Source organism: Idiomarina sp. MD25a (genome assembly GCF_001870515.1).
Lineage (GTDB): Bacteria > Pseudomonadota > Gammaproteobacteria > Enterobacterales > Alteromonadaceae > Idiomarina.
Map to the genome: position 1 here is coordinate 58,662 of NZ_MDGT01000002.1, position 20,100 is coordinate 78,761.

Annotated in this window: 24 protein-coding genes; 14 read left to right on the forward strand and 10 right to left on the reverse strand. The window is 47.5% G+C overall.

Going from position 1 to position 20,100, the window contains the following annotated elements; genetic code table 11:
* Positions 1–6: 6 nt before the first annotated feature.
* The 10 genes from BFR57_RS01565 to BFR57_RS01610 all read left to right on the forward strand — a co-directional run bounded on the left by BFR57_RS01565 (position 7) and on the right by BFR57_RS01610 (position 9,102).
* Positions 7–1,944, forward strand: coding sequence for an ATP-dependent DNA helicase (locus BFR57_RS01565; RefSeq protein WP_071462325.1), 1,938 nt, complete (start codon positions 7–9; stop codon positions 1,942–1,944).
* The gene (gene tsaB / locus BFR57_RS01570; protein ID WP_071462326.1) at positions 1,919–2,629 is read left to right on the forward strand and encodes a tRNA (adenosine(37)-N6)-threonylcarbamoyltransferase complex dimerization subunit type 1 TsaB; all 711 of its coding nucleotides are present in this window, start codon (positions 1,919–1,921) and stop codon (positions 2,627–2,629) included. The genes BFR57_RS01565 and tsaB overlap by 26 nt, the downstream gene beginning before the upstream one ends.
* Positions 2,630–2,691: 62 nt before the next feature.
* On the forward strand, positions 2,692–2,997 hold the full coding sequence (locus tag BFR57_RS01575) for a hypothetical protein (RefSeq protein ID WP_071462327.1): 306 nt from the start codon (positions 2,692–2,694) through the stop codon (positions 2,995–2,997).
* Between the two features lie 9 nt (positions 2,998–3,006).
* Positions 3,007–3,591 (forward strand): Slp family lipoprotein, encoded by a 585-nt coding sequence (locus BFR57_RS01580; protein WP_071462328.1) that lies wholly within the window; start codon positions 3,007–3,009, stop codon positions 3,589–3,591.
* A gap of 1 nt (position 3,592) precedes the next feature.
* Positions 3,593–4,468 carry an alpha/beta fold hydrolase gene (locus tag BFR57_RS01585; protein WP_071462329.1) on the forward strand — a complete coding sequence of 292 codons (876 nt, stop codon included), beginning with the start codon at positions 3,593–3,595 and terminating at the stop codon, positions 4,466–4,468.
* A gap of 98 nt (positions 4,469–4,566) precedes the next feature.
* On the forward strand, positions 4,567–6,234 hold the full coding sequence (gene fadD, locus BFR57_RS01590) for a long-chain-fatty-acid--CoA ligase FadD (protein WP_071462330.1): 1,668 nt from the start codon (positions 4,567–4,569) through the stop codon (positions 6,232–6,234).
* A complete protein-coding gene (gene rnd, locus BFR57_RS01595) occupies positions 6,231–7,388 on the forward strand; it encodes a ribonuclease D (RefSeq protein ID WP_071462331.1) in 1,158 nt (385 codons plus the stop codon). The genes fadD and rnd overlap by 4 nt, the downstream gene beginning before the upstream one ends.
* 15 nt (positions 7,389–7,403) lie before the next feature.
* Positions 7,404–7,649, forward strand: a complete 246-nt coding sequence (locus tag BFR57_RS01600; RefSeq protein ID WP_071462332.1) for a YcgL domain-containing protein — start codon at positions 7,404–7,406, stop codon at positions 7,647–7,649.
* The gene (locus BFR57_RS01605; RefSeq protein ID WP_071462333.1) at positions 7,646–8,677 is read left to right on the forward strand and encodes a lytic transglycosylase domain-containing protein; all 1,032 of its coding nucleotides are present in this window, start codon (positions 7,646–7,648) and stop codon (positions 8,675–8,677) included. Before BFR57_RS01600 ends, BFR57_RS01605 begins: the two co-directional genes overlap by 4 nt.
* Positions 8,674–9,102 (forward strand): YcgN family cysteine cluster protein, encoded by a 429-nt coding sequence (locus tag BFR57_RS01610; protein ID WP_071462334.1) that lies wholly within the window; start codon positions 8,674–8,676, stop codon positions 9,100–9,102. The genes BFR57_RS01605 and BFR57_RS01610 overlap by 4 nt, the downstream gene beginning before the upstream one ends.
* Here the strand turns inward: BFR57_RS01610 and dsbB are convergent.
* Positions 9,099–9,614, reverse strand: a complete 516-nt coding sequence (gene dsbB / locus BFR57_RS01615; RefSeq protein WP_071462335.1) for a disulfide bond formation protein DsbB — start codon at positions 9,612–9,614, stop codon at positions 9,099–9,101. The two genes, BFR57_RS01610 and dsbB, sit on opposite strands and share 4 nt — an antisense overlap.
* 137 nt (positions 9,615–9,751) lie before the next feature.
* On the opposite strand from dsbB, the gene fadR reads away from it, so the two are divergent.
* On the forward strand, positions 9,752–10,462 hold the full coding sequence (gene fadR / locus BFR57_RS01620) for a fatty acid metabolism transcriptional regulator FadR (protein ID WP_071462336.1): 711 nt from the start codon (positions 9,752–9,754) through the stop codon (positions 10,460–10,462).
* A gap of 84 nt (positions 10,463–10,546) precedes the next feature.
* Here fadR and BFR57_RS01625 read toward each other — a convergent pair whose 3' ends face one another.
* Positions 10,547–11,128, reverse strand: a complete 582-nt coding sequence (locus tag BFR57_RS01625) for a Fe-Mn family superoxide dismutase (protein ID WP_071462337.1) — start codon at positions 11,126–11,128, stop codon at positions 10,547–10,549.
* Between the two features lie 235 nt (positions 11,129–11,363).
* Between BFR57_RS01625 and BFR57_RS01630 the strand changes: the two genes are divergently transcribed.
* Together BFR57_RS01630 and BFR57_RS01635 are read left to right on the forward strand one after the other, a co-directional pair.
* Complete coding sequence (locus tag BFR57_RS01630; protein WP_071462338.1) at positions 11,364–11,705, forward strand: Grx4 family monothiol glutaredoxin; 342 nt, start codon at positions 11,364–11,366, stop codon at positions 11,703–11,705.
* A 110-nt stretch (positions 11,706–11,815) separates the two neighbouring features.
* Complete coding sequence (locus BFR57_RS01635; RefSeq protein ID WP_006956540.1) at positions 11,816–12,421, forward strand: peroxiredoxin; 606 nt, start codon at positions 11,816–11,818, stop codon at positions 12,419–12,421.
* Positions 12,422–12,469: 48 nt separating this feature from the next.
* Here BFR57_RS01635 and rnt read toward each other — a convergent pair whose 3' ends face one another.
* Positions 12,470–13,111, reverse strand: a complete 642-nt coding sequence (gene rnt, locus BFR57_RS01640) for a ribonuclease T (protein WP_071462339.1) — start codon at positions 13,109–13,111, stop codon at positions 12,470–12,472.
* Between the two features lie 128 nt (positions 13,112–13,239).
* Here rnt and BFR57_RS01645 point away from each other — a divergent pair, with 128 nt between their 5' ends.
* Entirely contained in the window at positions 13,240–14,151 is a 912-nt protein-coding gene (locus BFR57_RS01645) for an OmpA family protein (RefSeq protein ID WP_083404987.1), read from the forward strand.
* A 4-nt stretch (positions 14,152–14,155) separates the two neighbouring features.
* Here the strand turns inward: BFR57_RS01645 and nth are convergent, their stop codons facing one another.
* The 7 genes from nth to rsxA are packed head-to-tail and all read right to left on the reverse strand — an operon-like array spanning position 14,156 to position 20,077.
* A complete protein-coding gene (gene nth / locus BFR57_RS01650; protein ID WP_071462340.1) occupies positions 14,156–14,791 on the reverse strand; it encodes an endonuclease III in 636 nt (211 codons plus the stop codon).
* Positions 14,792–14,796: 5 nt separating this feature from the next.
* The gene (locus BFR57_RS01655; RefSeq protein WP_071462341.1) at positions 14,797–15,486 is read right to left on the reverse strand and encodes an electron transport complex subunit E; all 690 of its coding nucleotides are present in this window, start codon (positions 15,484–15,486) and stop codon (positions 14,797–14,799) included.
* The gene (rsxG, locus tag BFR57_RS01660) at positions 15,479–16,132 is read right to left on the reverse strand and encodes an electron transport complex subunit RsxG (protein ID WP_071462342.1); all 654 of its coding nucleotides are present in this window, start codon (positions 16,130–16,132) and stop codon (positions 15,479–15,481) included. The genes BFR57_RS01655 and rsxG overlap by 8 nt, the downstream gene beginning before the upstream one ends.
* Entirely contained in the window at positions 16,119–17,192 is a 1,074-nt protein-coding gene (rsxD, locus tag BFR57_RS01665) for an electron transport complex subunit RsxD (protein ID WP_071462343.1), read from the reverse strand. The genes rsxG and rsxD overlap by 14 nt, the downstream gene beginning before the upstream one ends.
* Positions 17,192–18,907: an electron transport complex subunit RsxC gene (gene rsxC, locus BFR57_RS01670; protein ID WP_071462344.1), complete on the reverse strand. Its 1,716-nt coding sequence runs from the start codon at positions 18,905–18,907 to the stop codon at positions 17,192–17,194. Before rsxC ends, rsxD begins: the two co-directional genes overlap by 1 nt.
* A gap of 4 nt (positions 18,908–18,911) precedes the next feature.
* Positions 18,912–19,496, reverse strand: coding sequence for an electron transport complex subunit RsxB (gene rsxB, locus BFR57_RS01675; protein ID WP_071462345.1), 585 nt, complete (start codon positions 19,494–19,496; stop codon positions 18,912–18,914).
* Positions 19,496–20,077 carry an electron transport complex subunit RsxA gene (gene rsxA, locus BFR57_RS01680; protein WP_006956531.1) on the reverse strand — a complete coding sequence of 194 codons (582 nt, stop codon included), beginning with the start codon at positions 20,075–20,077 and terminating at the stop codon, positions 19,496–19,498. The genes rsxB and rsxA overlap by 1 nt, the downstream gene beginning before the upstream one ends.
* Positions 20,078–20,100 lie beyond the last annotated feature (23 nt).

Sequence of the window (20,100 nt, forward strand, 5' to 3'; positions counted from 1 at the left end):
CATTTAATGAGCAAAGTGGCAGCTGTTTTTACGCCCGAGGGTCAACTGGCAAAGGCGATAGAGGGCTTTCAGCCGCGCGATGCTCAGCTTACCATGGCCCAGGCTATTGAAAAATCCATTCGCAAAAAAGGTACCTTGGTTGTTGAAGCCGAGACCGGTACCGGTAAAACCTTTGCGTACTTAGCGCCTGTACTTCAAGCCAAAGGTAAGGCGATTATTTCCACGGGTACCAAAGCACTTCAGGAACAGCTTTACCATCGAGACTTACCCACTTTACGCGCTGCGCTGGCGCCGGAAAAGGTCATTGCCCTATTAAAGGGCCGCTCAAATTACCTCTGTACTCATCGCCTAGAGCAAGCACAGTTACAAGCCGGTCAGTTTAATAGCGAGACACAAACCAAGCTGGTTAAAGTGAAACGTTGGTCAACACAGACACGAGATGGCGATATTGGTGAGTTGGTGGTACTGCAGGATGATCCTCAGTTGACTGCCTTAGTGACTAGCACCAAGGATAATTGTTTGGGACGCGAGTGCCCGAATTACGATGACTGCTACTTAGTCAAAGCGCGTGATGAAGCTAAACAAGCTGATGTCGTGGTCGTCAATCATCATTTATTTTTTGCGGACTTAGCAATTAAAGATACTGGTTTCGGTGAAATCATACCCGAGTCAGATATGGTGGTGTTTGATGAAGCGCATCAGGTGCCTGATATTGCGAGCCAATATTTTGGCGACTCATTGTCTTCACGGCAATTAATAGAAATCGCTGATGAGGTTCAGCGGTTGTGTTTAACAGAGCTAAAGGATCTCGCTCAAGCGGCGCAAATGGCGCGTATTCTGACACAAGTAGTGCGAGATTGGCGGTTACAATTTCCATCGGACCCGACGCGTGGAAACTGGCGTGATAAACGTGATGACTCTTCAATGACCGAGGTGTGTAGCCGTGTCGCAGAGAAGCTAACCTTATTTATCGATGTCATCAAAACAGCGCGTGGGCGTCATAAAGAAATGGATAGCCTCATTGAACGCGCTGAGGAAGCCTATGATTTGTGGCAACAGTTGATGCAAACGGATCAGACAGGTTATAGCTTCTGGTATGAAACAACGGTGCGTCATATTGTTTTGCACCAAACGCCACTGAGCGTCGCTAAGCGTTTTGGTAACCTGGTCAAACACAGTGATCGGGGTTGGGTGTTTACTTCGGCTACGCTCTCGGTTAACGAGAAGTTTGATTACTTTGTTAATCGGCTGGGGCTTTGGGATGCCGAGACTTTAGTACTCGCGAGTCCGTTCGATTTTGAGCACCAAGCGATGCTGTGTTTGCCGCGTTATTTACCACCGGCGAACCAGTTTAATCGCGATCAGCGACTCGCGCAGTTGGCGCAACAATGTATCGAGGCCAACCAAGGCGGCACGTTCTTATTATTTACCAGTCACAGTATGTTGAAGCGCGTAGCCAGTTTACTCGATGAAAAGCTGGACAGGCCGGTACTGGTTCAAGGTGAGGGCAGTAAACGCAGTATTTTGCAGAAGTTTACTGATGCAGGTAATGCCGTTTTACTAGGCACGTCGTCGTTCTGGGAGGGCGTCGATGTGCGTGGCGCTGCGTTGCGTTGTGTCATTATTGATAAGTTACCGTTTGCTTCGCCCGACGACCCGTTGCTGAATGCACGGGTAGAGGACGCTAAGTTACGGGGCGTGGATGCCTTCCATACTATTCAGCTACCCGAAGCCATTATCGCGCTGAAGCAAGGAGCAGGGCGTTTGATACGCGATCAGCGCGACTCAGGGGTATTGATTGTCTGTGATGACCGACTTGTCACGCGCCAGTATGGTGCACGCTTTATCAAAAGTTTACCGCCTATGGCTCGCACACGTGATCTGAGCCGGGCAATGCTGTTTTTAAAGGATACATATAATGAAACCAACCTTGCTAGCCATTGATACATCGACGGAGAACTGCTCAGTCGCACTTCAGGTTGATAATACGGTCATTAGCCGCGAAATGGAGAGTCCACGCGAGCATTCACAGCGTTTGTTACCTTTCGTTCAAGCTGTGTTAGAAGAAGCCGATATTAAGTTGTCCGATGTTGATAGGCTGATCGTTGGCATCGGTCCAGGTAGTTTTACTGGGGTTCGTATTGGTGTCTCGATTGCACAAGGCTTAGCTTTTGGTGCCGATCTCGCTGTTCAGTGCGTCAGCAGCTTAGATGCGATGGCATTGGAAGGGGCGCAAAACAAGACAACGGATTGGATTATTAGCGCTATTGATGCCCGAATGGGCGAGGTATATTGGCGTGCTTATAAAAATGATGGCGAGCGATTAGTTACTTTTGCGCCCGCCCAAGTCGCTAAGCCTGAACACCTGAACCTTAGTGAACAGCTCTCTGAGTATGGCTATCTGACTACGGAGTCCGTTGGGTTTGTCGGTACGGGCTGGGAAACCTATGCTGAGCAACTTAAAGCAACAGTGCCCGTAGACCCGCAATCACTTGCTTGCAGACTACCTACAGCGGCAGCCATGCTGCGTTGGGCACAGCAGCAGAACGAGGCTGAGGTAGCTGCGGATGAACTGGAGCCGCTTTACGTACGTAATGAAGTGACGTGGAAGAAGTTGCCCGGGCGCTAACTTGTAGAATCCATTGGAACTCGCCATAATAAATCGAGTCAAAGTATTTTGAGGAGCATTCTGTGAACCCTGTTTCATCAAGTCATATTAATGGTGTACAAGGCTATCTCTCGCCCGGTCGTCGCATTACGCCTGATGAGCGTAACGCTGGGGGGCAGGAAGGTGATCAGCAAACGGCAAATGCTTCTATTCAAATTCCAAATCGGCAACAAAGCTCTGCTCAAGCACAGCGGTGGCATGATTTAAATATTGTTTATGATCAGCCGTCGCAGCCGGCCCAAAAGGCTTTAACGGCTTATCAGGCGGTGGCCCTTAGCGAGAAGAGAGAGCACGTTGAATCGATGTTCAGTTTGGACTTGTATGCCTGAGGAGGCGTTATGTTACGTATCGCGAGTTTAACTTTAGGTGCGCTGCTACTAGCGGGTTGCAGTGCATTCCCAGATTCCATTGCTACGGATAATGAAGACGCTTTGGTATCTTATTCTCAGGTAAAAAATAATGCGTCAACGACTGTAGGTCAGTCTGCGCGTTGGGGAGGCATTATTGCGGATGTTCGCAATGATGAAGGCTTTACTGTCATCGAGATGGTGCACTTTCCGCTAAAAAGCTGGGGACGCCCCTTGGTCAGTGATGATACTGACGGCCGCTTTTTGGCGGTCATTAATGGCTTTGTCGATCCCCAAGTGTATCGTCAAGGACGCAGCCTGACTGTACTAGGCAAGGTAGGTAAGACTCAAGAAGGCAAAATCGATGATTACACCTACGTTTACCCTGTCATTGAAGCAACAGGCTATCATCTATGGCCAAAAGAGGCTGATCGTGTAGATACGGGCATTGACTATTCGCCGTTGTGGTTTAGACATAATTTTTATGCACCGTATCCTTACCGTCCTTACTATTACCCCTACCCAACGCGGGTAAGAGTTCAAGACGACAAACCCAGCGTGAAAAATAAGCAATAGCGTGTTGTATCAGTCGTTACTTGAGCGTGCTCAGCCCATCGAGTACGCTCTTGACTGGGGTTGCCTCAGAGGACTAGCGTGGGGCAATGTCAGTAATCCTCGTTACATACTCTTGCACGGTTGGCTAGATAATTGTCACTCGTTTCTACCTCTTGTTGAACATCTACTTGAATCTGACGAAGGAATCCTTGCGCTTGATTGGGCAGGTCATGGTCACTCGGACCACCGACCCACGGGAAATTACTATCATTTCACTGATTATGCGTACGATATTTGGCAATTGATTAAGACTCATGAATGGTCGAACATCACGCTCGTTGGTCATTCCATGGGAGGCTTTGTGGCGAATATGGTTGCCACACTTTTACCGAAGCAGGTGTCGCACTTGGTGCTAATCGAGGCGTTTGGTTTACTCACCAGTGACGGCGAGAACGCGCACGAGCAACTTTTGGCTGGTTTTCAGTCGCGCAGAAAGTCGCATGAGGCGCGTTGGCGTCCCTATACAGCCAAGTCAAATGCTGTGTTAGCGCGAGCCAAAACTGCAGATTTCGGCAATCAACTTGTAGAGGTATTGGTAGAGCGAGGAATCAAGTTGATGGCCGATGGTCATTGGTATTGGCGTGCTGATCCAAAAGTGCGATCAACATCCCCTTATCGGTTGCCTGCTCAAGCAGTTGAACAAATTTTGAACCAGTTAAACGTGCCCGTTGTATTAATAAGAGGGAGCGAAGGTTATGCCCAACTCGATAAGGCACTCGAACAGTGGCAGGACTGCGTGCCGCAATTACAGGTGGCTGAGATGAAAGGTGGGCATCATATTCATATGCAATGCCCGAAAGATATTGCGGCCTTGGTCCGTCAACAGTCGTCATCTTAGATTGTGCCGAGGGGCGTGATTGAGATAAACTGGTCCGATAAGCTTACGTTTACGTGAACTCTACATAATAATTATAGAAATAAATTTTGGAGCCTAGTATGGAAAAGATTTGGCTTAAACATTACCCAGCGGGAGTGCCAGATACGATCGATCCAGATCACTATGCGTCGTTGCTCGATATTCTCGAAGAGAGTATTGAGAAATACGGTGAAAAGACAGCATTCGTGAATATGGACTGCGAAATGTCTTTTGCAGAGCTGGGTGAAAAGGCAAAGCAATTCGCCGCCTACCTGCAAAGCATTGGCCTTAAAAAAGGTGATGCAGTGGCGATTATGATGCCAAATCTGTTGCAGTACCCTGTGGCACTTTTTGGTGTGCTCGCAGCGGGCATGACAGTGGTCAATGTGAACCCGTTGTACACACCCCGTGAACTAAAGCATCAGTTGAATGACTCACAAGCGAAAGCGCTTGTGATTTTAGAGAATTTTGCAAACACGTATGAAAAGATTGCCAACGATGTGCAACTTGAAAAAGTGATCACCACGCAAATTGGTGATTTACTGCCTGCACCTAAGCGCTGGTTAGTCAACTTTGTGGTGAAGTACGTTAAGCGTATGGTGCCGAGTCACTCGATTAGTCGACGTGTTGATTTCAACGTCGCGTTAAACAAAGGCAAGCAAAAAGCGTATCAACGGCCTTCGTTAACCGGTGATGATATTGCTTTCTTACAATACACAGGCGGTACAACCGGTGTCGCGAAGGGCGCTATGTTGTCTCATAGAAACATGGTGGCAAACTTAGAGCAGGTTTCATCGGTCATTACACCGATCATGTCCGATGGCGAAGAAATTATTATTACTGCATTACCGCTTTATCATATCTTTGCCTTAACAGCGAACTGCTTAACGTTCATCAAGCACGGCGGACGTAATATTTTAATCACCAACCCACGCGATATGCCTGGGTTTGTAAAAGAGCTGGGTAAAGTTAAGTTCTCGATGATCTCGGGTGTCAATACGTTGTTTAATGGACTATTGAACACCAAGGGCTTTAAAGATCTCGACTTTTCTAACTTAAAAGTGGCTTTAGGTGGCGGTATGGCGGTGCAAAAGTCAGTAGCTGAACACTGGGAGCGCGTCACAAAGTCTCGTTTGCTCGAAGGTTATGGTCTAACTGAGTGTGCGCCCGTCGTCACGGTAAACCCTTACGATATTGAACACTACACCGGCAGTATCGGTCTACCCGTGCCAAGCACTGACATAAAAATTTGCGACCCAGACAGTGGCGAGGAAGTGGCCATCGGTGAAGCTGGTGAGCTGTATGTGAAAGGTCCGCAAGTCATGGTGGGCTACCTTAATCGCCCAGATGCGACAGCAGAGTCGATTAAAGACGGTTGGTTTGCGACTGGCGACATGGCAACCTGCGACGAACGTGGGTATTTTAAAATCGTAGATCGCAAGAAAGATATGATTTTGGTTTCAGGCTTTAACGTTTATCCTAATGAAATCGAAGATGTGCTTGCCGATCACCCAAAAGTACTGGAAGTGGCTGCTGTTGGCGTGCCGCACGAGTCGTCGGGTGAGGTTGTGAAAGTCTTCATTGTTAAAAAGGATAAGTCTCTAACGGAACGAGAGATCATCGACTTTTCGAGAGAAAACCTAACAGGCTACAAGGTGCCGAAACTCGTTGAGTTTCGCGATGAGTTGCCAAAATCGAATGTGGGCAAAATCCTACGTAAAGAGCTAAGAGACGAGAAAAAAGATTGACTAAGTTAACTCATCCAGACACTGGATACCGTTATATCAGTAGCGCTGAAGCACTTACTGAATTTTGTCAAAGAGCCCGCGTTGCGGGCTCATTTGCTATTGATACCGAATTTGTAAGAAGAAAAACATATTTTGCCAAGCTAGGTCTTGTACAACTTAATGTTGATGGCGATACTTTTATCATCGATCCCTTGTACGATATTGATCTTGCTAATTTGTGGCAGCTTATCGCGGATCCGGATGTCATTACTGTATTGCATGCTGGGGGAGAGGATATCGAACTATTCTTTCATCAGTCTAATGGTGAGAAACCGCGTGCTGTATTCGACACACAAATTGCAGCAGGTTTTACGGGTATGGGCTCGTCACTCGGTTATGCCAATTTAGTTGAGCAGCTCTTTGATGGTGTGACGCTAGATAAAAGTCAGTCACGTACGGACTGGTTGAAGCGGCCACTGAGTGAGGAACAATTAGCTTACGCGGCAGCGGACGTGAGCTTTTTGAACACGATGTACCCGTGGTTAGCGGCGCAAGTGGCAGAGGCTCATGTAGCAGATATCGTCACTGAAGAAAGTCAGTTACAAGTAAATAAGCGTACACAAACTATCCCTAAACACTTGCTGTACTTGTTTGTCGGTAATGCTTGGCAACTTAATCAAAAACAATTACAAGTGATGAGAGCGCTAGCGGCGTGGCGCGTAGAAAAGGCGGTCAGTGAAAATATGCCGCTCGGTTTTATTTTCAAGGACGGTGTATTAATCGAGCTGGCGCGGAAAATGCCGGAGTCTAAATCCGACTTACATAAAATTAGGGATTTAGCGCCGATGACGCGTAAGTACTCAGGTAGCGAGATTATCGACCAGATCGCTTTAGCGCTCGCCGACGATGCATCGACTTGGCCGCAGACTTTGCAAAGGCTCGACGACATGCCAAACTATAAAACCGCGTTTAATGGTATCAAGAAAGCGGCACAGGGCTTAGCCTCAATGCTTGGGATTGATACGGCATTGGTCGCTTCGCGCAAGCAAATTAATGACTTTTTGATGTATCACTGGCAGTTCAGCGCGGATCATCGCGCGGAATTACCTCGGCCTGATTTACAGCAGGGCTGGCGCTGGAGAGCGCTAGAATCTGAATTAAAAGAATATATTTAACGCGAGTTTAAGACCATGCTGTGCGACGTATTTAAAAGCTCAAAGAAAAGCGATACCTATCTATACCTCCCGTTGGGAAGTGAATTTGATGAGTTGCCTGAAGCATTAGTAAACCACTTTGGCACTCCGCAAAAAATAATGACGATAAATTTAGACAAACGCGACCAACTTGCTCGGATTAGCGTAGAAGAATTAAAACAGCACTTGGTGGAGCCAGGCTACTATTTGCAACTTCCACCACAACAGGAGTCCATGCTATGAAAAAGTTAACTTTGAGCACTTTGGCGCTTATCGTAAGTGCATCGTCGATAGGGTTTACCGCTCATGTAAATGCCTCTCAGTCTGAACAGGGCTCGGCAAGCGAACAAAGCGATAATGTCGAGCAGAAGTTTCAGACGTATGTCGATAAACTGCGCGCTGAGGCGCTTGAGCAAGGCTACACTACTGACACACTTGATCGGGCGTTTGCTAAAGTTAAATACTATCAACGCGCTGTTGAGCTCGATAAAAACCAACCGGAATTTAAACTCACGTTAGATACTTACTTGCCGCGAGCAGTGCCGGATTGGAAAGCACAAAAAGCCATTGAAAAATATCAAGAGCACAAAGACTTACTTGACGAAATCGGTAAGAAGTACGGTGTGCAACCCCGCTTTATCGTTGCACTGTGGGGTATTGAGACTAATTTTGGCTCCTATACGGGTGGCTTTGATGTTGTTTCGGCATTAACGACGTTGGCTTTTGATGGACGCCGCGAGGCCTTTTTCAAAAAGCAACTCTGGCAAGCTCTGACTATCATTCAAGACGGTCACATCGAGCCTGAACAAATGAAAGGTTCTTGGGCAGGTGCGATGGGACAAACCCAGTTTATGCCAAGTTCGTTCATGAGCTACGCTATTGATTATGATGGTGATGGTAAAAAGGATATTTGGAACAGTTATGGTGATGTATTTGCTTCAGCCGCTAACTACTTGAGCTCTGTGGGTTGGCGAGATGATGTGACGTGGGGACGCCAAGTACAGTTACCTGAACAGTTTGATACATCGTTAGCTGGGCTAGATACCAAAAAGGGACTCGCCGAATGGCAAAAGCTGGGTATTACGCGCATGGACGGAAGCCCGTTACCGCAACGAGATGATATTGAAGCCTCGGTTGTGATTCCTGATGATAAAGAAGGTCGAGTGTATCTTGCCTATGCCAATTACGATGCGTTGATGCGTTGGAACCGTTCGCATTATTTTGTTGCTGCTGTCGGGTATCTCTCTGATCGTATCCGTTTTCCTCGATGAATTGGTATGATAAACCGCTTCATGCGCTCAATCATCGCGAATGGGAAGCCCTTTGCGATGGTTGTGGGCAATGTTGTCTAAACCAATTATTAGATGAAGAGGATAACCTGTATCAAACCGATGTCGCGTGCCGATTATTGGATACTGACAATGCAGTGTGCAGTGACTATGAAAACCGTACTCAGCGAGTATCCAGTTGTGTTCAGCTGACACCCGAGAACTTAGATGCGGTTTATTTCATGCCTAAAACCTGCGCTTACCGGCTTAGAGCGCAAGGGCAACCGCTTCCGGATTGGCATCCTGTGCGCCATCATGGCAATAAATTAGCGATGAAAAAAGCCGGCTATCATGTAGCCGGCCATTGTATCAGTGAAACAGAATTCCGAGGCGAGTTAGAAGATCGTATTGTTACCTGGCCGCTCTAGCGTAGCTTGTAAATAATATGGCTGACGGCTGCTACGGTAACAATAAGCGTCACGCCTGCAAAAATAAAGGTCATCCACGCTGGCATGGTGGCACCTAAAAACGACCAGTCAATATCGCCACACAAGCCTGGCGCTGAAAAATAGCTAGGTAGCCATTCATGCAGTGGCGCCCAAGACGGAAAATTCGGGTTGCTTTCACAGACCGCAAAGAACGCATTTTTTGAAGTTTGCAGATCCCAGTGGTCATAAGCAATGAGTAACCCTTCAACAGCTGAGTAGAGCACCCCAGCAAGTGCTATCAAGCGTATGAACGGATGCGTCGCCCCCCAATAGCCAAGCAGAGCAAACAACGCAATCCCGATCACTGCCACGCGTTGATATACACATTTTACGCAGGGCTCAAGCCCAAGACCGTACTGAAAGTAGGCGGCAGCAGCTAATAGCGACAAGGAGATGATAAATAGCGCTAACCACGCGTTGCGCTGAGTTGGCCAAAGGTATATTCGCATGATGAGATATATCCGTGAGTGAATTTAAGCGCTATAACATAGCTGAAAAGTAAACGGCTTGTCGATAATAATCAGTTTGCTTGTCCGACCTCATGTAACACTGATAGAATCACACGATTGATAATGAAACAGGCGTAACAATGATCATTAAAGCAAAGAGTCCGGCAGGTTTTGCCGAGGAATACATCGTTAAATCAATCTGGAACGGTCATTTTGCTCCGGGTACGATCCTTCCTGCAGAGCGTGAACTGTCCGAGCTCATTGGTGTGACTCGCACGACGCTAAGGGAAGTTTTACAGCGCTTAGCGCGAGATGGTTGGCTAACAATCCAGCACGGTAAACCAACAAAAGTGAATAATTTTTGGGAGACTTCTGGACTTAATATTCTGGAGACACTCGCGCGTTTAGATGAAGATGGTATGCCTGAACTGGTTGACCAACTATTGTCAGCGCGCACTAACATTAGCGCGATTTACATTCGTGCTGCCATTCGACACAACCCCGAACGCGTTGTCGAGCTCTTGGCTAATACTGACGAACTCGCTGATGATGCAGAGCGTTTTGCGGATTTTGATTACCAATTGAATCATGATCTTGCGATGGCGTCGGGTAACCCAATCTATGTACTTGTACTCAATGGTTTTAAAGGCTTGTATTCACGTATTGGCCAATTCTACTTTTCGTCACCTGAAGCTCGTCAATTAGCACGAGATTATTACCACAACCTCGATAATGTAGCTAAGCAAGGTGATTATAATGAGTCTGTTAACTTGGTTCGGCGTTATGGTTATGAGTCAGCTGAAATTTGGCATAGTCTTCGCGGCGACATCCCGTCCAACTTAGTCGATTGAGGCAATCGCTTTTTCCTAAACGGGCTAAATAGACACAAAAAAAGCCAGCGTTCGCTGGCTTTTTTGTTAATCAACCTAGCTAAATTAAGCAAAGTTTTTGTTCACGAAATCCCAGTTAAGGAGCTTCCAGAAAGCTTCTAAATAGTTAGGGCGTGAATTGCGATAGTCGATGTAATAAGCGTGTTCCCACACATCAACAGTCAATAATGGCGTCACACCATCGTGTGCAACTGGCGTGTCTGCGTCGTCGGTATTCATGATGTCGACAGAACCATCCGACTTCTTAACTAACCAAGTCCAACCAGAACCGAAGTTGCCCGCAGCACTTGCGTTAAACTCTTCTTGGAACTTCTCGAAAGAACCCCATTTCTCGTTGATTGCGTCTGCGATTGCGCCGCTAGGAGCACCGCCACCATTGGGGCTCAGGCAATTCCAGTAGAACGTGTGGTTCCATACCTGTGCGGCATTGTTAAACAAACCACCTTTCTCAGACTTGATGATGTCTTCAAGCGATTTGCTTTCTAAATCAGTGCCTTTAACTGCATCATTTAGCTTGCTTACGTAAGTCGCATGGTGCTTGCCATAATGGTATTCGAGTGTCTCTTCTGAAATGTGTGGCTCGAGTGCGTTCTTCTCATAAGGAAGAGCGGGAAGTTCAAATGCCATAATCTCTCTCCATAGTTTTTAGTGCAAATAGCGTCTTACACAAAATGAATGTGCAAGCTGTTGTTGTTATTCATACGATATATAGGGGTGACTGGTTCTCTTTTCAAGTATAAGTTTTTATTATTTGTATCGCTGACTGTAAAGCGTTCAAAGAGAGCAATCGGGGGTTGCATGTGCTAAAATACTTGAGTATTTTTATCAACCATTCCATTCGTTAACAGTGATTTGAGGTGATATGGAAACCATCGACAAGATTAAACAGCAGATTGAAGAAAACCCCATCCTTCTTTATATGAAGGGCTCACCTAAATTACCGAGCTGTGGCTTTTCTTCTCAAGCCTCGCAAGCGCTCATGGGCTGCGGTCAAGCGTTCGCTTATGTCGATATCTTACAAAACCCAGATATTCGTGCTGAGTTGCCTAAATACGCAGACTGGCCTACATTCCCGCAACTCTGGGTTGAGGGTGAGCTCATCGGTGGTTGTGACATCATCGTTGAAATGTTCCAGAAAGGCGAGTTGCAAGAACTGATCACTGAGGTGGCAGCACGTCATCCTCAGCCAGAAAGCGGCGAGTAATAATCGGCGCTTAGGGGTTGATCTTTTATTGTCGATCCCCATATTTATTAAAGCTTTTAATTTAGGCTGCCAAGCGGCAGCCCAACATTCACTAAAGACGGAGAGTATCAATGGCAGTTTTAGTAGGACGTAAAGCACCTGACTTTACCGCAGCAGCGGTAATGGGCTCTGGCGAAATCGTTGAAGATTTTAAATTTTCTGACGCGATCAAAGGCAAGAAAGCCGTCTTGTTCTTCTACCCGCTAGACTTCACATTTGTATGTCCTTCTGAGCTTATCGCATTTGATAAGCGTTTGGACGAGTTCAAGAAGCGCGGCGTTGAAGTAATTGGTGTATCAATCGATTCACAATTCACTCACAGCGCATGGCGCAACACTGCAACTGAAGATGGTGGTATTGGTCAAGTCAAATACCCACTCGTTGCAGACGTTCGTCACAGCATTTGTAAGGCATACGATGTTGAGCATCCAGAAGCAGGCGTTGCATTCCGTGGTTCGTTCTTAATTGACGAAGATGGTGTTGTACGTCACCAAGTCGTTAACGACTTGCCATTAGGTCGTAACATCGACGAAATGTTGCGCATGGTAGATGCTTTGAACTTTAACCAGAAGCACGGCGAAGTTTGCCCTGCAGGTTGGGAAGAAGGTAAAGAAGGCATGAAAGAGAACGCTGAAGGCGTTGCAGCATACCTTTCTAAGAACGCTGATAAGCTATAATAATAGCTCGCAGCGATTCACAAAAAACGCGCCGTTGGGCGCGTTTTTTTATGGCTGTTGATTAGTGAGCGGCCACCCGCCAAGCGCTTTCCATTTATTAACCATCCAGCAAAATAATTCGGCTGTTTTTTCGGTATCATAAAGCGCTGAATGCGCCTGCTTTTGATCAAACTCGATACCCGCCGCTTTGCACGCTTTAATCAGTACAGTTTGTCCTAATGTCAACGCTGCTAAAGATGTGGTATCAAAGCTGACGAAGGGATGAAACGGATTGCGTTTGATATTAGCTCGCTCAGCCGCTCGCATCAGGAAGCTATGATCAAAATTCGAGTTATGCCCAACCAGCACAGAGCGCTGACATCCAGCCGCTTTTTGTGCCTTTCGAATCGGTTTGAATAAGGCTTTAAGCACCTCATCTTCGGGGAGTGCGCCGCGTAATTCCGAATGAGGATCGATACCATTGAATTCAATTGCTGCTTGTTCAATATTGGCGCCCTCAAATGGTTCGACATGAAACTGATGGCTTTCGACCGGCTTGAGCTGCCCATCTTCATCAAAATCCAGTATAACGGCGGCGATCTCTAACAAGGCATCGGTTGACGCATTAAAGCCCGCCGTTTCGACGTCGATGACTACGGGTAAGTAGCCGCGAAAACGTTGCTTCATAAGAGAGTCTTCGGAACCTGACATGAAATTACCTGTATCTGCTAAATTGCTACTGCCCATTATGCCAAAGAGCGGGCGTTTTTGCTTGTGATTTGGTTAAAGGTTATTGCAACACGACCGATATAAAAGACAAGTAATTAAAGGAGGTGCGTGTGCAGGTGAATAATACGGCTCGGCTGTCAGCATTAATTGTGCTGAGTAGCGCTCTAGTCAGTATCAGTCCGTTCGCAAAAGCAAACGCCGTGAGATACTACAGTGCAAATTTAGATAATTCACTTTGGTATATGGCCAATAACACGCAGCTTAACTGTGAGTTAGAACACGTTATTCCTCGTTTTGGCAAAGTACAGTTTCACAGTGAAGCGAGTAAGCAACTCAATCTGACAATGACACTCGATATGCATCAACTGCCTGACGAATATGGTGTCGCAAGCATTGAGTCTGTTCCTCCGCGTTGGCAACCCGGTGCCAATAGCTATGCCATTGGTAGCATGGATTTATATAAGCAGTTCAATGGTGAGCTAGAGAAGAAGGCGGCTTGGACACTCTTGTCAGAGCTTGAAAAAGGACGCTACCCCACGTTTTTATATCAAGATTGGTATAATCAAAGAGATCAGGTGGCCGTGGCAATCTCATCGGTTAATTTCCGCAGCGCCTATGATGCATTTAAAGGTTGCATTAATGCCTTGCTACCGTTTTCTTTTGACGATATCGCTTACACGGTACTCAATCATAAGGCGGATAGTGATGAGCTCACAGTGAGCTCACAGCGCAAGTTAAAGCAGATCAGTGACTATTTGAAAGTGGACGCTGATTTAGACCTCGTGCTTATCGACTCATACACCGATGCATTGGGCGCGAGAGAGCCTAATCAGGCGTTGACTGAGCAGCGTGCTAATACGATTAAAGCGTTCTTTGTTGAGCGCGGAATTAATGCTGAGCGTATTGAAACTGTATCTCACGGTGAGGATCGACCTATCGAACACAATGATAATGAGATAGGTCGCCAGAAAAACCGCCGTGTCATTGTTCAGCTGAGTAAGCCTTCAGCGGTGGCTCTATAGCTCGCTAATCACTGGTTTTATCTTTAAACTCGCATAAGTCTTCGATTATACAGCTGCCGCAACGCGGTTTGCGCGCAACGCAGGTATAACGGCCATGCAGGATAAGCCAGTGATGAACATCGACTTTAAATTCTTTAGGTACGACTTTAATTAGCTTCTGTTCAACCTCGTTGACGTTCTTGCCAGGTGCCAACTTTGTGCGGTTGGATACACGGTAAATATGTGTGTCAACGGCTATTGTCGGCCAGCCAAACGCAGTGTTGAGAACCACGTTGGCTGTCTTTCGCCCAACTCCTGGTAATGCCTCGAGTGCCTCGCGGCTTTCAGGAACTTCACCGTTGTATTGATCCACTAATATCTTGCACGTCTTGTAGGCATTCTCTGCTTTTGAGTTGAACAAGCCAATAGTTTTGATGTAGTCCTTAATCCCGTCAACACCCAGTGCAAGCATTGTTTCTGCAGTGGGTGCAGCAGGAAACAGTTTTCGTGTGGCTTTGTTGACACCCACATCGGTTGCTTGCGCTGACAATAAAACGGCAATCAGTAGTTGAAAAGGGGACTCATACTCTAACTCAGTGGTCGGGTGAGGATTGTTGTCCCGTAAACGGCTTAAAATTTGATAACGTTTATCTTTATTCATATCGATTAGCTTTCGGCTGTTACGCGTGCGCGTGTAACTGTTTTTTCACTGGCTTGCAACTCTTCACGTTTTGCATCAATGCGGTTTTTAAGCGCTATAATAAAGCCCATACCAATAAAAGCGCCTGGCGGTAAAATAGCTAATAGCAAGGGATAATCGAGGCTGAACAATTCGATGCGTAATTGTTTGGCCCATTCGCCCAGTAATAACTCAGCGCCATCAAAAAGGGTGCCATTTCCAAGTATTTCGCGGAGTCCGCCTAATACGACTAACACGGCGGCAAAGCCCAGCCCCATCATAAGACCGTCGATCGCAGCATAATTCCATTTGTTTTTAGATGCATAGGCTTCAGCACGACCGATGATAGCGCAGTTCGTTACGATCAGCGGTATAAAGATCCCCAACGTTTGGTACAACTGGTATACATAGGCGTTCATTAGGAGCTGAATAATGGTAACGAAGGTCGCGATTACCATCACGAAAACAGGAATACGTATTTCTTGAGGAACCCACTGACGTACCAATGAAACAGTGATATTTGAGCCTACTAAAACAAACAAGGTAGCCAAACCAAGCCCTAAGGCATTGGTCACCGAGGCGGTGACAGCAAGTAGTGGGCAAAGCCCTAACAGTTGCACGAGGGCTGGGTTGTTCTCCCATAAACCCTGTTTCGTCAACGTTTTAAATTCACTCATGGGAATCACCTTGTGGAGCTGAATTACATTGCGGTAACGCGGCTTGGAACAGCTCAGCGCTATGTTGCTGTAAATACCAAGTGGCGGACTTTACCGCGCCGACAACGGCGCGGGGCGTTATCGTTGCCCCGGTAAATTGATCAAACATACCACCGTCACGTTGTACCGCCCAACGGTCGTCATTCTGGCTTTGTAACCGTTTACCAGCGAATGAATGTATCCAGTCGCTCTTTTGCTTTTCTATCTTATCGCCTAGACCGGGCGTTTCTTGATGCTGCAAGGTTCGCACACCCAACACCTCGCCGCTAGGCTTAATGGCAACCAGTAAGCGTATCTTACCGGAATATCCGTTAGGCGCGACAGCTTCAACGGCAAGTGCGCTTGGTTCGCCATTTAAGTAACCGCGGTAGATAGGCACCGATTGTTGGCTCAGTGCTGGTTCCGACAACAGACCGCATGAATGATAGAGGTCATTGTCGTGTAACTCCGGAGGAATGATCTCATTCAGGGAAGCGAGTGTTTGCGTCCGCTGTTGCTCAGCAATGGCATCTTCGGTAACGGCTTCCACGCCAAGTACCAACGCGGTCGATACCAAAGCAAACAACCCCAGTAACAAGCCATTTTTTTGCATGCTATTCAGCGTCATGTTTCGCTCCTGAGTGATGTCCGTACACGGTAGGGCGTGTATAGCGGTCAATTATGGGAACGCATAAATTCGCCAGTAGGACTGCGAAGGCCACTGCGTCGGGGTAACCACCCCAAGTCCTGATCACCCATATTAACAAGCCAATGAGTAAACCAAATAATAAGCGCCCACGATCGGAAGTTGCAGCCGATACCGGGTCCGTGGCGATAAAGAAGGCACCTAGCATGGTGGCGCCGCTAAGCGCATGAAAAATAGGTCCGGGCATGATACTGGGCGCAAACACATGTGCTAATAGGCTAGGGATAAGTAGGCCCGCTAAAAAGCCGACCGGGATATGCCAGCGAATAACACGTTGCTGCAATAAAATAGCACCGCCCAGCAGAAACCCTAGGTTCAACCACTGCCAACCGATACCCGCCAATGCTCCCATCATGGGGAGTTGATAGGCTTCTGACAAAATCTGACCCTGGTCGAGCGCCGTTTTGACACCATCAAGCGGGGTCGCCATCGATATGCCATCAACGGTCGTGCGTAATTGCTCAACGTCGTACCCAGCAGGTGTGTACTCAAAAATAATGGTGTGTAGTGTCTGCCAGACGCCTAAGTCGTAGGGAGCAATCGGTGCTGCCGGCAGCCAATGAGTCATTTGCACTGGAAAAGAAATGAGTAACAGGACGTAACCGGCCATGGCAGGATTAAATATATTCTGTCCCATGCCTCCATAGACTTGTTTGACGACCACAATCGAAAATAAAGTGCCTATCACAATAATCCACCAAGGGGCCAATGGTGGAATGCTGATAGCTAAAAGTACGGCGGTCACCAATGCCGTGTTATCACGTAAAGCCTGACGCGCGCTGCGCTCTCGAGCCCATACACATATAGATTCCGCCAAGTAAGCCACACTGATGGCAATGAGAATTTGAAACCAAACACCCCAACCAAAGAAATAAGATTGAATGAGCACTCCAGGAATGAGCGCGAACACCACCCATGCCATTACTTGGTTGGTCTTTTTTTGACTGTGACCATGTGGGGCGGCTGCCACTTTAAAACTCATTATTGTTTATCCTCCTGATCGCGCGCTTGCTTCTTCTTTTTCGCGCGAGCAATCGCTGCCGCAACGGCTGCCGACTTATCTTGCGCGGGGCGTGGTTGTGTGGTGGCTTCGTCACTCGCTTCGCTACCAGCGCTGCCTCCCTCTTGCGCCGCCTTTTTGGCTTTCGCACGAGCAATGGCTGCAGCGACCGCCGATGACTTACCGTCGTTGTTCGACTCTTGTTCAGGCGCGTCTTGAGCCTTTTGCTGCTGCATTTGCTTACGCGCCTCTGCCGCTTTGCGGTGACGTTCTAACCGTTCTTCTTTCTCTCGTTCTAGGCGCGCTTGGCGCGCTTCAAAGCGTTGTTTAGCAAGTTCCGCTTTGGCCTGTTCACGTGCTTGATTACGTATCTGCGATTTCGCCTGACGGTAGTAATGCACAAGGGGTATTTCACTCGGGCAAACAAAGGCACATGCACCGCACTCTATACAGTCAAATAGGTTATTATCTTCCAGAGCTGGATAATCTTTGGCTTTTGCCAGCCATTGCAACTGTTGCGGTTGAAGACTTGCAGGGCATACTTCTGCACAGGCACCACAACGGATACACGCCATTTCATCGCCCGGAGGCGGAAGTTCTTCGGTACTTGGTACGAGAATACAGTTAGTGGTTTTGATGACGGGCACTGCGGTAATTGGCAACGTAAAGCCCATCATTGGACCGCCCATGATGACCCGCTGTTGTTGTTCAGGCTTAAAGCCAGCGAAATCTAGTAACGCATCCACTGGCGTTCCTAGCGGGGCCCATACGTTTCCAGGGTGTTCAATACATTCCCCAGTGAGTGTTACTACGCGCTCGATTAATGGTTTATCGTCAATGACGGCTTCTTTAACAGCAAAAGCAGTTCCCACATTCTGCATAATGACGCCCATCTCAATAGGCAACTGCTTGCTGGGTACTTCATGACCCGTAAGCAGCTGAATCAGCTGCTTCTCGCCCCCAGAGGGATATTTCGTTGGCACTACGCGCAGTTCAATATCGCTATATTCGGATATTGCTTGGTGCATGCTGGCGATCGCTTCCGGTTTATTATCTTCGATAGCGAGCAGTGTTTTATCAGCGCCCGTGATGTACGCCAAAATTCGCATACCGAGCACAATATCTCTGGCATGTTCACGCATTAATCGATCGTCGGCGCAAATATAGGGTTCGCATTCTACGCCGTTAATAATGAGGTAACTGACTGGCTTTTGTTGAGCGAGCTTTTGCGAAGTAGGGAAGCCCGCTCCTCCAAGCCCTGCAACCCCGGCCGCTTGAATGATATCTAACAGCTCAGCTTTATCGCGTTGCTGATAATCGGGCAAAGGCTGACGTTCACGCCACTGATCGTGGCCATCAGGGCTAATCACAATGGCTTGTTCGGGAAGTCCAGAAGCATGTGACATTGGACGCTGTTCAATTGCCTTGACGGTCCCAGATGTCGGTGCGTGTAATGGCAAGCCTTGATGCAATACCGCATCGGTTAACGGTTGTCCTTTGAGTACATGATCGCCCTCACGCACGGTGCACTGTCCCGATACACCGATATGTTGACGCAACGGCAGAATAAGTTCATTGGCATACGGAATTCGGCGCAGCGGCTGCTCACTGGCTGGCTGCTTACGCTCTGGTGGATGGATGCCGCCAGGAAAGCGTGCAATTTGACCTGACTCAACGAACTGCTTGATGTCTTGCATCGTCTTACTCCACCAGTTTGACAGGAATAGTGTCGGCTTTATGGATATTCTGCTTCACGCTATCAAGGTTCCATTGCCAGGTTTCGGGTTTAGCTTCGACTTCCACCATATCAATGCAATCGACAGGGCAGGGTTCGACACATAAATCACAGCCGGTACATTCATGCTCAATGACGGTATGCATTTGTTTTGCGGCGCCGAGAATGGCATCTACGGGGCAGGCCTGGATGCATTTGGTACAACCAATACACTCGTCCTCGCGAATGATGGCAACCTTTTTGACGCTCTCTTCACCATGCGCGGCGTCGAGAGGCTTGGCTTCCACGCCCATCAGATCCGCGAGCTTTTTTATTGTGGTTTCACCGCCGGGAGGACATTTGTTGATCTCGTCGCCATTGGCAATGGCTTCTGCGTAAGGACGACAGCCTGGATAGCCACATTGACCACATTGAGTTTGCGGCAAGATCTCATCGATTTGATCAACGATCGGGTCACTTTCTACCTTGAACTTGATAGCTGCGAAACCAAGAATTAAGCCAAATATCAGCGCAAGCGCACCGATAGCGATTAAACCAACTACAAAACTCATTATTGGGTCACCAATCCGCTAAAGCCCATAAATGCGAGCGACATTAAACCCGCTGTTATCATCGCAATCGCTGAGCCTTTGAAAGCTTTCGGTACATCGGCGGCTGCCAAGCGCTCGCGAATGCCAGAAAATAGAATTAAAACGAGTGAAAAACCGACTGCGGCGCCAAAGCCATAAACGATTGATTGCACGAAGTTGTGTTGTTCATTGATATTTAGAAGTGCTACACCTAAAACCGCACAGTTGGTGGTAATAAGCGGAAGAAAAATACCCAGCAAGCGGTAGAGTGTAGGACTGGTTTTATGCACCACCATTTCAGTAAATTGCACGACCACTGCAATCACCAATATAAAACTTAAGGTTTGCAGGGCCATCAACCCTAACGGCTCGAGTAAGTACTGATTCACCAAGTAACTACATACCGATGCAAGGGTTAATACAAATGTGGTCGCCGCTGACATGCCAATTGCGGTATCAAGCTTATTGGACACACCCATAAATGGGCAAAGTCCTAAGAACTTTACCAGCACAAAATTATTGACCAATACGGTGCCAATGAGCAGCAGTAAGTAGTCTGTCATTCGATTCTTCCACACGTGATTTA

Excerpts from the sequence above, each read along its gene's own strand:
- BFR57_RS01565 (WP_071462325.1), top strand. The coding sequence starts at position 7 with ATGAGCAAAGTGGCAGCTGTTTTTACGCCCGAGGGTCAACTGGCAAAG.
- tsaB (WP_071462326.1), top strand. The coding sequence starts at position 1,919 with ATGAAACCAACCTTGCTAGCCATTGATACATCGACGGAGAACTGCTCA.
- BFR57_RS01580 (WP_071462328.1), top strand. The coding sequence starts at position 3,007 with ATGTTACGTATCGCGAGTTTAACTTTAGGTGCGCTGCTACTAGCGGGT.
- fadD (WP_071462330.1), top strand. The coding sequence starts at position 4,567 with ATGGAAAAGATTTGGCTTAAACATTACCCAGCGGGAGTGCCAGATACG.
- BFR57_RS01600 (WP_071462332.1), top strand. The coding sequence starts at position 7,404 with ATGCTGTGCGACGTATTTAAAAGCTCAAAGAAAAGCGATACCTATCTA.
- BFR57_RS01605 (WP_071462333.1), top strand. The coding sequence starts at position 7,646 with ATGAAAAAGTTAACTTTGAGCACTTTGGCGCTTATCGTAAGTGCATCG.
- BFR57_RS01610 (WP_071462334.1), top strand. The coding sequence starts at position 8,674 with ATGAATTGGTATGATAAACCGCTTCATGCGCTCAATCATCGCGAATGG.
- fadR (WP_071462336.1), top strand. The coding sequence starts at position 9,752 with ATGATCATTAAAGCAAAGAGTCCGGCAGGTTTTGCCGAGGAATACATC.
- BFR57_RS01625 (WP_071462337.1), bottom strand. The coding sequence starts at position 11,128 with ATGGCATTTGAACTTCCCGCTCTTCCTTATGAGAAGAACGCACTCGAG.
- BFR57_RS01630 (WP_071462338.1), top strand. The coding sequence starts at position 11,364 with ATGGAAACCATCGACAAGATTAAACAGCAGATTGAAGAAAACCCCATC.
- BFR57_RS01635 (WP_006956540.1), top strand. The coding sequence starts at position 11,816 with ATGGCAGTTTTAGTAGGACGTAAAGCACCTGACTTTACCGCAGCAGCG.
- rnt (WP_071462339.1), bottom strand. The coding sequence starts at position 13,111 with ATGTCAGGTTCCGAAGACTCTCTTATGAAGCAACGTTTTCGCGGCTAC.
- nth (WP_071462340.1), bottom strand. The coding sequence starts at position 14,791 with ATGAATAAAGATAAACGTTATCAAATTTTAAGCCGTTTACGGGACAAC.
- BFR57_RS01655 (WP_071462341.1), bottom strand. The coding sequence starts at position 15,486 with ATGAGTGAATTTAAAACGTTGACGAAACAGGGTTTATGGGAGAACAAC.
- rsxG (WP_071462342.1), bottom strand. The coding sequence starts at position 16,132 with ATGACGCTGAATAGCATGCAAAAAAATGGCTTGTTACTGGGGTTGTTT.
- rsxD (WP_071462343.1), bottom strand. The coding sequence starts at position 17,192 with ATGAGTTTTAAAGTGGCAGCCGCCCCACATGGTCACAGTCAAAAAAAG.
- rsxC (WP_071462344.1), bottom strand. The coding sequence starts at position 18,907 with ATGCAAGACATCAAGCAGTTCGTTGAGTCAGGTCAAATTGCACGCTTT.
- rsxB (WP_071462345.1), bottom strand. The coding sequence starts at position 19,496 with ATGAGTTTTGTAGTTGGTTTAATCGCTATCGGTGCGCTTGCGCTGATA.
- rsxA (WP_006956531.1), bottom strand. The coding sequence starts at position 20,077 with ATGACAGACTACTTACTGCTGCTCATTGGCACCGTATTGGTCAATAAT.